General features: G+C 66.6%; 11 protein-coding genes and 2 tRNA genes. 3 read left to right on the top strand and 10 right to left on the bottom strand.

Annotation, left to right across the window (positions count from 1 at the left end):
• Nucleotides 1-160 precede the first annotated feature (160 nt).
• The 7 genes from QMX81_RS12355 to QMX81_RS12325 form a co-directional block, all read right to left on the bottom strand.
• Nucleotides 161-1,954 (bottom strand): acyl-CoA dehydrogenase C-terminal domain-containing protein, encoded by a 1,794-nt coding sequence (locus QMX81_RS12355; RefSeq protein WP_121038308.1) that lies wholly within the window; start codon nucleotides 1,952-1,954, stop codon nucleotides 161-163.
• A gap of 47 nt (nucleotides 1,955-2,001) precedes the next feature.
• A complete protein-coding gene (locus QMX81_RS12350; protein WP_152153416.1) occupies nucleotides 2,002-2,487 on the bottom strand; it encodes an LEA type 2 family protein in 486 nt (161 codons plus the stop codon).
• A gap of 171 nt (nucleotides 2,488-2,658) precedes the next feature.
• Complete coding sequence (locus tag QMX81_RS12345; RefSeq protein WP_282261877.1) at nucleotides 2,659-3,198, bottom strand: lipocalin family protein; 540 nt, start codon at nucleotides 3,196-3,198, stop codon at nucleotides 2,659-2,661.
• A gap of 123 nt (nucleotides 3,199-3,321) precedes the next feature.
• Nucleotides 3,322-4,038, bottom strand: a complete 717-nt coding sequence (locus QMX81_RS12340; RefSeq protein ID WP_259462106.1) for a hypothetical protein — start codon at nucleotides 4,036-4,038, stop codon at nucleotides 3,322-3,324.
• 126 nt (nucleotides 4,039-4,164) lie between these two features.
• Nucleotides 4,165-4,689, bottom strand: a complete 525-nt coding sequence (locus QMX81_RS12335; RefSeq protein ID WP_282261874.1) for a hypothetical protein — start codon at nucleotides 4,687-4,689, stop codon at nucleotides 4,165-4,167.
• Between the two features lie 107 nt (nucleotides 4,690-4,796).
• Nucleotides 4,797-4,872: transfer RNA gene (locus QMX81_RS12330), tRNA-Phe, on the bottom strand.
• A gap of 203 nt (nucleotides 4,873-5,075) precedes the next feature.
• The gene (locus QMX81_RS12325; protein ID WP_282261873.1) at nucleotides 5,076-6,257 is read right to left on the bottom strand and encodes a YbfB/YjiJ family MFS transporter; all 1,182 of its coding nucleotides are present in this window, start codon (nucleotides 6,255-6,257) and stop codon (nucleotides 5,076-5,078) included.
• Nucleotides 6,258-6,350: 93 nt separating this feature from the next.
• Here QMX81_RS12325 and QMX81_RS12320 point away from each other — a divergent pair, with 93 nt between their 5' ends.
• The gene (locus QMX81_RS12320) at nucleotides 6,351-7,157 is read left to right on the top strand and encodes a helix-turn-helix transcriptional regulator (protein WP_282261872.1); all 807 of its coding nucleotides are present in this window, start codon (nucleotides 6,351-6,353) and stop codon (nucleotides 7,155-7,157) included.
• Here QMX81_RS12320 and QMX81_RS12315 read toward each other — a convergent pair.
• Complete coding sequence (locus QMX81_RS12315) at nucleotides 7,147-7,536, bottom strand: hypothetical protein (RefSeq protein WP_282261871.1); 390 nt, start codon at nucleotides 7,534-7,536, stop codon at nucleotides 7,147-7,149. The two genes, QMX81_RS12320 and QMX81_RS12315, sit on opposite strands and share 11 nt — an antisense overlap.
• 227 nt (nucleotides 7,537-7,763) lie before the next feature.
• Between QMX81_RS12315 and QMX81_RS12310 the strand changes: the two genes are divergently transcribed.
• Both QMX81_RS12310 and QMX81_RS12305 read left to right on the top strand, forming a co-directional pair.
• A complete protein-coding gene (locus tag QMX81_RS12310; protein ID WP_193222836.1) occupies nucleotides 7,764-8,786 on the top strand; it encodes an NADP-dependent oxidoreductase in 1,023 nt (340 codons plus the stop codon).
• A 124-nt stretch (nucleotides 8,787-8,910) separates the two neighbouring features.
• Complete coding sequence (locus QMX81_RS12305) at nucleotides 8,911-9,081, top strand: hypothetical protein (RefSeq protein WP_183073677.1); 171 nt, start codon at nucleotides 8,911-8,913, stop codon at nucleotides 9,079-9,081.
• A 70-nt stretch (nucleotides 9,082-9,151) separates the two neighbouring features.
• Here the strand turns inward: QMX81_RS12305 and QMX81_RS12300 are convergent.
• Both QMX81_RS12300 and QMX81_RS12295 read right to left on the bottom strand, forming a co-directional pair.
• Nucleotides 9,152-9,227, bottom strand: a tRNA-Ala gene (locus QMX81_RS12300).
• 104 nt (nucleotides 9,228-9,331) lie between these two features.
• On the bottom strand, nucleotides 9,332-10,657 hold the full coding sequence (locus QMX81_RS12295) for an acetamidase/formamidase family protein (RefSeq protein WP_282261870.1): 1,326 nt from the start codon (nucleotides 10,655-10,657) through the stop codon (nucleotides 9,332-9,334).
• Nucleotides 10,658-10,724: the final 67 nt, after the last annotated feature.

Raw genomic sequence — 10,724 nt, 5'->3', positions numbered from 1 at the left:
CCCTTGAACATCAAGGGGGCTTTTCTCCAGAAGGTGTATCCGGGGTGCCGACCAACGGTCGGCACCTGCCGACGATCACGCATCGGTGTTCCGACTGCCGGTCGGCACCTGCGTGGCAATCAGGTAGCCACCGACCGTTGGTCGGTGGTCTGGCGACCGATCAACCTTCGCCGAAGTGCGCGTCGGTCATGGCCATCAACGGTTCGGCGCCGGACTGGATCGCGGCGGCGTGGCTGAGCGTGCGCGGCAGCACGCGGGCGAAGTAGAAGCGGGCCGTCTCGCGCTTGGCCTGCTTGAACGCGTCGCTCTGCGCGGAGGCCTCGGCGGCGGCGACGCTGCGGGCCCACCAGTAGGCCAGCACCACATAGCCCGAGTAGAACAGGTAATCGAAGCTGGCTGCGCCCAGTTCGTCCGGGTTGGTGGCCGCGCGCTGCAAGGTCGCCATGGTCAGCGTGGCCCATTCGTCGGCCTTGGCGCGCAGCGGGGCAATGAACTCGGCCAGCGCTTCGTTGCCTTCATTGGCCTTGGCGAAGGCCTCGATCTCGGCCAGCATCAGCTTCAGCCCCGCGCCCTGGCTGGAAGCGGTCTTGCGGCCGATCAGGTCCAGCGCCTGGATGCCGGTGGTGCCTTCGTACAGCGTGGTGATGCGCGCATCGCGGGCCAACTGCTCCATGCCGTGCTCGCGGATGTAGCCATGGCCACCGAAGCACTGCAGCGCGTTGTAGGTGTTCTCGATGCCCCATTCGGTCTGGCAGGCCTTGGAGATCGGGGTCAGGAAGCTCACCAGCGTGTCCGCGCGTTCGCGCTCGCCGGCATCCTCGGCGTGGTGGGCGACGTCGATCAGGGTCGCCGCGTGCAGGGCCAGCAGGCGGCTGCCTTCGACCAGCGATTTGATGGTCAGCAGCATGCGCCGCACATCCGGGTGGACCAGAATCGGGTCGGCCGGCTTCTCCGGATTCTTCGCACCGCTCAACGAACGCGACTGCAGGCGCTCGCGGCTGTACTTCAGCGCGTTCTGGTAGGCCCGCTCGGAAAGGCCGATGCCCTGCAGGCCGACGCCCAGGCGCGCGGTGTTCATCATGGTGAACATTGCCTGCAGGCCCTTGTGCGGTTGCCCGACCAGATACCCTTCGGCACCGTCGAAATTCATCACGCAGGTGACCGAGCCCTTGATGCCCATCTTGTGTTCGATCGAGCCGCAGCGCAGCGCATTGCGCTCGCCCACCTTTCCCTCGCGATCGACCTTGAACTTCGGGGTGACGAACAGCGAAATGCCCTTGGCCCCGGCCGGTGCATCCGGCAGCTTGGCCAGCACCAGGTGCACGATGTTCTCGGTGAGGTCGTGCTCGCCGGCGGTGATGAAGATCTTGGTGCCGGTGATCGCGTAGCTGCCATCCGCGTTCGGCTCGGCCTTGGTCTTGAGCAGGCCAAGATCAGTGCCGCAATGCGGTTCGGTCAGGCACATGGTGCCGGTCCAGCGGCCTTCGATCAGCGGCTTGAGGAAGGCGTCCTGCTGCCAGGCCTCGCCATGCTGCTTGAGCGCTTCGATCGCACCGTGCGAGAGCAGCGGGAAGTTGCCCCACGCCAGGTTGGCGGCGTTGATCATTTCGTTGAGCGGCACGCCCAGCGTATGCGGCAGGCCCTGGCCACCCAGTTCCGGTGCCGCGGTCAGACCGGTCCAGCCGCCGTCCACGAACTGGGCGTAGGCCTGCTTGAAGCCCGGCGGGGTGGTGACCTCGCCGGTGGCCTGGTCGAGGACGCAGCCGATCTCATCGCCCACGCTGTTCAACGGCGCCAGCACGCTGGCGCTGAAACGGCCGGCTTCTTCCAGCACGGCATCCACCACATCGGCGGTGGCATCGGTCAGGCCAAGGCGCGCGAACAGCGGCTCGACCTTGAGCACGTCATGCAGGGCGAAACGGATATCGGAAAGCGGGGCGGTGTAGCTGCTCATCGGGGACAGTCTCGATCAGTGGCGAAGGGTGGCGGAAAGCCCGCCGGTCAGCGCAGGACGCCGGGCAGGCCGGGAGCCTGGTTGAGCGTGCTGCGGCTATCAATCTCGAACGTGCGTTGCTTCTTTTCCTGCGGGGTGGCACTTACCGTGCCCTTGAGCGAATAGCCCAGGGTGCGGTTGCCGGCCAGTGCATCGGCCATCACCAGGCGGGCGCCCGAGCTCGGCTTGATGTCCACGTTGACCACATCGGCCGAGACCCCGCCAATGGACAGTGCGGGCTTCAGCTGCAGCTGCCCGGCATCCTCATCGCTCACCTTCAACTGCAGCGCGACGTTGTCGAAGGTCATGGGCATCGAACTGAAGTTCTGCAGGCGCAGCGCAACCGTCCAGCTGCCATCGGCACGCACCGTCAACTCCTGCACGCTGGCGGCCGGCTCGGAAACGCGTTTGACCGTCTTGTTGCAGGCGGTCAGGGCCAGCGAGGCGACGACGATGAGGGCAAGGGCGAGGCGGGGGCGGAAGCGGTGGGACATGGCGCAATCCTCAGGCGGGTGTTGCATGGGTACGAGCATACTACGGCGTATGGTGTTCGCGCTGCCTGTGGCAGCGAGACGCAAGGGTAGGGCACCGGGATGACGGGGCCACGTGCTTTTAGTCGTGGGGAGGGCCGGGCCGGCCCGGTCGTGGGGTGAGGCCGGGCCGGGTCAGTCCAGCGGCGCCATCACCCGCAGCGGGGCGAGGTCATAGCCCATCGCCTCGGCGCGGGCCTTGAGCTGCTCGAACAGGGCGGTATCCATGCTCGGCGACCGCGACAGGATCCACAGGTACTTGCGGTCCGGTTCACCGACCACCGCCCATTGGTACTCCGGGTCCAGTGCGATCACCCAGTAGTCGGCCCAGACCAGCGGCACCCAGGACAGCCAGTCCGGCACGAAGCGCACCTGCAACTGGCCCGGTTGACCCTCGACCGGGCGTGCCACGCCATCGGCGGCGACGCGGTCGCCATCGGCTTCGCGGCAGGCGTTGTGCACGCTGATCCGTCCATCGGCACGCAGGCTGTAGGTGGCGGTGATGTCGCCCACGCATTTCTTCTGGAACGAGACCGGCAGGTGCGCGATCTCATGCCACTGGCCGGCATAGCGGCCCATGTCCAGCGCCTCCACCGAGGTCACCGGCGCGGCCGCCCAGGCCGACCCGGTGGCGGCGAGGGCGAGCAGGGCACTGATCAGATAGCGGCTGCGCATTGTCGACACTCCACACAAGACGCAGCGAGCTTAGGCACAGGCTGAGCGGAAATTGTGAATATTCCGTCATGCAGTGGCCGTCCCACGTCGCTGACGTGCGCGTGGCAGCATGCGGCACCCGCGCTACCGACTGTCAGCGGAGAGTTCCCGCGTGGCGTTGCCGCTCTCGTCCAGGAAGCGCACCTTGGCATCTCCAGAGGGCGTGACCACCAACTCAAGCCGCGGCTTACCTTGACCATCGCGCAGGGTCAGCATGGCATCGCGCGCATCAGACTTGCCAAGGAACACGCGCTCGGTGATCGCAGGAATGCCCTTCCGATGAAGTGCTTCGTCCCGCTCGGAGAAGAACGGGCGGGACAGGCCATCGGCAACATCATTGAAGGTCAGCCCGGCGTAGTGTGTGCCCGCGTCGTCCACGCCCAGCAGCTGCATCTGCTGATCCTGCTGATAGCGATCAAAGGTCAGGCTCATGCCGCTGGAGGGTTTGCCGCTCTTGTCGAGCGAACCGTTGTAGATCAGCCCGCCGTTTTCCGTGCCTTCATCGTTGAAGAACAGCATGCCTGCCATCGGGCGCGGATGAGGTTGCTCCTTGTTGTGAATGACCACGCCAGGAAACAGCGTGCGATTGGAGATCGCCAGCCGCAACGTTCCGTCAGGTTCCTTGATGTTGATGCGCTGCGCATCAATGACATCAAAGCTGGCGCTGCGCTGTGACGTCGCACCCATCATCAACGCGGCCATGGTGAGCAGGCCGGCCGCTGCGCAGCCCAGCGTCAGTCGCCGTTGGTTTCGCTGCAGATGCGCGATCTGCGCCTGCAGCACTTCGATGCCTTCGGACATTCACCTCTCCCTGTGTGTGCGGCCATGGGGACGAACAAGCGCGGCCGCAGACGATCCTGTCCGCCGGGTGAGCATGCCAGCGCGTGGCGATGGACGGCAAGGCGCGCAACGGCCTGCCCGCGGAAATCATCCCTGAGCGGTGTGCCCGCTTTGCAGCGCGCGATGGATCTCCGCCTCGATCATCGCTTCATCGTCGCGTGCGGCCCAGCGGCTGATCGTGACGATCACCAGCACCGCGCCGGCCATGAAGTAGGCAGCAGGCACCACCGCCAGACTGGCCAACAGCGCAGGCGCGAGGTCGTGTGTGTGTTGCCATTGCTTCACCACCGCCACCAACGGAACGATGAGCAGGCTGACGAACATGCCGATCATCAGGGGGCGGATGAAGGGATGCATCTGGAACGCACCTTCAAGCCGCGTGCCGCGTTCGGTGGAGATGCACTGACCGATGAAATACGGCTTGAAAGAATTGGACACGAACGGGCGCGTCCAGCACAGGCGGATCCGTTGAGCGGAGGCCGTCCCGCGCATTCCGGCGACAGAGAGGCGCGGGCCATGCTGGATCGACTGCTTGAGGCGCAGCACGGTCACATCGATCGGGAATGCGCTGTGGAAGGCAACGGGACGTCTGCCGAACAGCGCGGCGAACAAAGCACGAACCATGTGCGGAACCTCCTTCCTTGAACGCTGCGCGATGTGGCGACGCCGCACAACAGACAAAAAAAATGACCTGCATTTCTGCAGGTCATCTGAAATTGTGGTGGCCGGGGACGGAATCGAACCGCCGACACGGGGATTTTCAATCCCCTGCTCTACCAACTGAGCTACCCGGCCACTTCATCGCTGCGTTGCCGCTGGCGAGGACGCGAATAATACGGAGGTATGAGGGGTTCGGCAAGCATTTCGCGAAAAAAATTTCACATTTGTTTCCAAACCCGTGTCTGCACGCATCCAAGTGCTTGATCCAACGGGCCCGAGCACATCACACAAGCGCATGAACGTCGGTTCAGGCGGATGCTTTCCGCCGGTGCAGTTGATCAGCCCGTGGTGGATCGTGCGTCGTCGGGAATGCACCACAACAGCACGAAGCCGATCACCATCATGATCGCCGCCAGCACCAATGCGCCCTGGTAGCTGCCGCTGTCGCGCGCCAGCGTGCCGGCGATCGCGGGGGCGATGATCTGGGCGACGCCATAACTCAGCGTCAGCGTCGCCATCGCCTTGGCAGGATTGTGCGGGTAGTGGCGACCGACCACGGTCAGGGTCAGGCTGACGATGCCGGCGAAGGTCAGGCCGAACAGCACGGCGCTGGCCGCGCCGGCCCACAGCCCGCCATCCAGCAAGGGCAATACGAAGGACGTAGCCTGCAACGCATAGGCGAGCATCAATGCACGGATCAGTCCAAGCCGGTTCGAGAGCCGATCCCAGGCAAACGTCGAGGGGATGGCGGTGAGGCCGACCAGGACCCACACCCAACTGCCGTGGCCGGCGAAGGCAGGGGTCTGCACCAGGATGGCGACGATGAAGGTCGCGCTGACCACGAAGCCGACCCCCGCGCAGAAGTACGAGGCGATCAGCAGCCAGCGCCAGCGCCGCCCGGGTGGCGGGGGAGCATTGGCCCCAGTGGCACTGGAGATCGCTGCCGGCGGCGGCATCCATGCCCAGGCCGGGATCAGGAACACCACCGCGAGGGTGCCCAGCGCGATCCACTGCCGGGAGGACGCCAGTTGATCGGCCATCGCCGCAGCCGCCAGGCCCGAGACCGCGATCCCCACCCCGAGGCCGGCGAAGTGCAGGCCGAGCTGTGGGCGGCGCTGATGGGCGAGCAGCCAGTTGAGCACCAGCCCGGAGGCGAGCAGCAGGCCGGCGGTGCTGGACAGGCCGGCCACGAAGCGCAGCACGCCCCAGGTGGCCATGTCCGTGGTGGTGCCCATCAGGCCGGTGGATACCACTGCCAGGACCAGTCCGATGCGGTAGAAGCGGAATTTCAGCTGCATGTCGCCGACCCGGGCGACCAGCACAGTGCCGGCCAGGTAGCCCAGATAGTTGAACGTTGCCAGCCAGCCGCCGCCGGCTGCCGTGAGCCCGGCGTCGAGTCGCATCACCGGCAGCAGCGGGGTGTAGGCAAAGCGCGCCAGGCCAACCGTGAGTACCAGCGCGCAGATGCCGGCCGTGATGACCTGCCAGGCGTGGCGGGGAGGCGGGATCAAGAGTGACATGGGTGGGGAGGGCAGCGGGGAGGGCCCATGGTCCGTGGACAGAGGTGACCGCGTCTTTCGATAGAATGACCCATCCTGTCGATGAGGCGTCACATGGCCACGGCGGAACCCACTGCTCCGGGTTGGCGCGAAGTCCTGGTGCCGCCGCTGCGGCGTCTGCCGTGGCCGGTGGTGGCGCGCAGCCAGTGGCTGGAGGCGGGTGAGCGCTTCCCGCCGCACATGCACGGCTGGAACCAGCTGGTCCACGCCAGCACGGGTGTGCTGCAGGCCAGCGCGGGGCAGGCCCGTCACGTGATCACCCCGCATCAGGCGCTGTGGGTGCCGACGGGCACGCTGCATCACACCGGCGCGTTGAGCACTTCGGCATTCCGCAATCTGTACGTGGATGATGCCCCGGATCTGGGCATGCCCACGCGCTGCGTGGTCCTGGAAGTGTTACCGCTGCTGCGCGAACTGATCATTGAACTCGATCGCACCGTGCCCGATCACGACCGCACTTACTACGCCACCTTGTGCACGCTGATCACCGCGCAGTTGCCGCGCCAGCCGCAACACACCCGGCACCTGCCATGGCCGCAGGACGCCCGTCTGCAGCGCTGGTGCCAGGCACTCTACGAGCAGCCGGCCGATACCCGCAGCGTGGAGGACTGGGCACCGTTGCTGGGGGCATCGGCACGGACTCTGGCACGCCATTTCGAACGCGAGACAGGCATGTGCCTGCGCGACTGGCGGTTGCGGCTGCGTCTGCTGCGCGCCATCGAGTGGCTGGCGCAGGGGCGTTCGCCCACGGTAATCGCGCACGAGCTGGGCTATGCCTCGGCGTCGGCGTTCAACTACATGTTCCGGATCGAGATGGGCATGAGCCCGCTGCAATGGAAGCGCGCACGCACTACCGCGTGACCGGGCAGGCCAGGCTGACCAGCCGCTCATCCTCGAAGCGTGCACGGATCGTGCCGTTGTCGGCTTTGCCTGCGGGCCACTCCGCTTCGGCGCCCGCACCAGGCAGGGGATTGCCCAAGTGGAAGTACACGCGGCCACGGCTGTCGCCGACCTGCACTTTGTTGCATGCCACGATAGGTGAAGCCATCTCGCCGCAGTCGCCCTGCAGCAGGCACAGGCGCGTGTGGCACTTGCCTGCACCGGACGACCAATGGCCTTGCGCGGCCAGGCAACCGGGCTCGGTCGCCAGGATCGCCCAGCATGCCAAGCCGAACACCGTGGTGGCGGACATCAACACGGGCAGCAGGTAGCGGCGTCGGCTGGAAGAGGGAACGTTCATGACGCGATCATGCGCCTTGGCCCGCGGCGCGGGCAACGGATGATCGGTGCAGCGTATGGATGGAATGCTGTGACGCCATCCAGAGCGTCGGTCGCTGTCGCGCAAAGGCCAGGCCACCTCCGCATCGCGCCGCACCGATGGAACGCTGTTTTGCCCCCCCCGTCTGGACGTGCCTGGACGGCGTACTGTCGGGATTCCTTTTTCGTCTCCCCCGGAGCGATCCGCTGATGAACGCACTCACCAACAAACGCATCGTGCTCGCCTCGCGCCCGAACGGCGCCCCGGTCGCGGCTAACTTCCGTGTCGAACAGGTGCCGGTTCCCGCGCTGGGCCCAGGCCAGGTGCTGCTGCGCAATCGATACCTGTCCCTGGATCCTTATATGCGCGGTCGCATGGAAGAAGGGCCGTCCTACGCCGCCCCGGTTGCGCTGGATGCAGTGATGGAGGGGCGCACCGTTGCCGAGGTGCTCGCCTCCAACCATCCGGATGTTGCGGCCGGCGAGCATGTCCTGGCACCGGGTAACTGGCAGACGCATGCCGTCATCGACGGCGATCAGCTCAGCCGCAAGCTGGAAGACAACGGCCTGCCGATCAGCACTGCACTGGGCGTGTACGGCATGCCCGGATTCACGGCGTACGTGGGCCTGCAGGAAATCGGCAAGCTGCAGCCGGGCGAAACGCTCGTGGTGGCTGCTGCCAGCGGCCCGGTGGGCGCAACGGTCGGGCAGATCGCCAAGCTGCAGGGTGCGCGCACGGTGGGCATTGCCGGTGGCGAGCAGAAGCGCGCGTATCTGGAAACGCTGGGCTTCGATGTGGCGCTGGATCACCGCGCCGACGATTTCGCTGCGCAGTTGCGTGCGGCGGTGCCCGACGGCATCGATGTCTACTTCGAGAACGTCGGCGGGCATGTGTTCGATGCGGTGGCGCCGCTGCTCAACGACTTCGCACGCATTCCGGTCTGCGGCACCATCGCTACCTACAACGCGCGCGGCGCGGTGCTGCCCGGGCCGGATCGGCTGCCCGGCTTCATGAGCCAGGTATTGCGCCAGCGCCTGACCGTGCGCGGCTTCATCCAGTCCGATCTGCACGCGTTCTTCCCGGCGTTCCTGCGCGACATGGGGCAGTGGTTGAAGGACGGCCGCGTGCAGTATCGCGAGGACATCGTGGCGGGATTGGAGAACGCGCCCGAGGCGTTCTTCGGCCTGCTCAAGGGGCGCAACTTCGGCAAGCTGGTGGTCAAGCTGGAGTGACCGACGCCTCACGCGTGAGCGCGCTGTGTGCGAGGCCGCGCCGATCGTGATTCGTGCATCACGATCGGCTGGTTAGTCTGCCCGGGAAGGCGCCGCCCCGGCGCCCGCACGAGTGAGTAGACCCATGGCTGACACCAAGCCCAGCGAACACGGCAAGCAGGAAGGCATCGAAGAAAGCCAGCAGGACCGCAAGCAGGACGAAACCGCCAAGCAGCGGCCGGGACAGACCGATCAGGCGATCCATGATGCAGGCACGCGTCGGCCGGAGCGCAAGGACAATCCCGAGGGCGCGTAAGCAACCGCGCGCGGCCTGCAGAAACAAGAACGCCCCGGGAAGCTGATTCCCGGGGCGTTCTGTTGAATAGTGGTGGAGCCAAGGAGGATCGAACTCCTGACCTCGTCGATGCGAACGACGCGCTCTCCCAGCTGAGCTATGGCCCCACGTATGCTGCTGCTGCGTGGCGTCACCGGCCTCGGCCGTACCCCGCAATGGGCCTAGTCTAGCGCCGACCGGCGGCGCCTGCCAAGTGGGACCTGCGTTGGGTTCAGTGCCTGGCCCGCGCCGTGGCGGGCGCGCGTTCCACCTGCTGCAGCAGGGCTTTGTCCAGTTTGGCCGCCACCCCGACGCTGCGCCCGGCCAGGTTGGCCACCACGAAACTGACCGAACTGCCCAGCACCTGCGCCGTCTCGGACAGGCTCAACCCGTAGTCCTGTTCCAGCCACTGCGCCATCCCGGCGGTGGCCGCGCGCAGGGCATCATCCAGCGAGCCGGCCTGGCCCAGGACCATCAACTGCGTCGCTGATTCCACCCGCGGCGCTGACTGCGCACGGGACTTGATCACCTCCACGCTGAACTCCACGTCCATCGAGGTCTCCAGCGCGTACTGCGAGGTTTCGCCATCGCCCTGCAGCGCGTGCGCATCGCCCAGGTAGAGCAGGGCGCCGGGCTGGGATACCGGCAGATACACGGTGGCGCCCTCGCGGATTTCGTTGAAGTCCATGTTGCCGCCGAAGCGGCCGGTGTCGCCGGTGGAGATCGGCGCGTTGCCAAACCCTGGTGCCACCGCCAGCCCGCCAAGCATCGGCCTGACCGGCACCCAGAAGTCCTTGAGCTTGCCGGTGGCCGCCTCTGGGCGGGCACGGCCGCGTTCGCGGTCCAGGGTCCAGCGCACCGGTTTGTCCAGTGCGGTGGCCTTTGCTGCCAAGGCCGGTGTCAGCGCGCGTCCCACGATGCTGTCCAGACTATCGGCGTAGCCGCGGTTCAAGCGCAGGCGTTTGATGTGGATCGCCAGCACATCGCCGGGCTCGGCCTCCATCACGTAGAACGGCCCCGTCTGCGGATTGCCGAACAGCGCCCGGGTCTGGCCGTTGGCATCCACGCCGCCGGAATCCAGCGTCGTGGTGCGCACGCTGTCGCCCGGCCAGACCGTCAGCACGGGCGCGCGGTGGGGCGAAAACTCATTCGAATAGGAGGTGGGCACGAAGTCATGCTGGCGTGGGCCGCCGGCCGGCCGCTCGGGCAGGCGGCGCGCGCTGAAGGGATGCATCGCGCGTCGCTCGCTGGCGTTGGTGTCGGGATAATCGGCCGTACCGCGCAGGGTCGTGCCGGTCTGCTCGCCACGGAAGCGGTAGGTCGCGCCATCGCTGCCGGTGACGACAAACGCCAGCGTGGTGCCCTGGCGGCTGCCCTGCAGACTATCCCCATCGAAACGCCCCTCCACCGGACCCTGCTGGTCGGGCAGGGTGAGCAGCTGGTAGGCCGGGTTTCCCCACAGGTCGGTGGTGACCAGCCACTGTGCGGGCGGTTCGGCGGCCTGGGCGGCCGAGGCGGACAACAACAGGAGCAGGCAGGCCAGCGGGCGAGAGGGCATGCGGGGATCTCGTGGATGACCGGTTCAGTGTTCGCCGCCGCTGCCAGGGCGACAAGTGCCGGGCGAC

The organism is Stenotrophomonas sp. PS02301 (genome assembly GCF_029959485.1).
GTDB lineage: Bacteria > Pseudomonadota > Gammaproteobacteria > Xanthomonadales > Xanthomonadaceae > Stenotrophomonas > Stenotrophomonas maltophilia_Z.
Note: the sequence above shows the minus strand (reverse complement) of the source record. Positions and strands in the feature narration are given on the sequence as shown.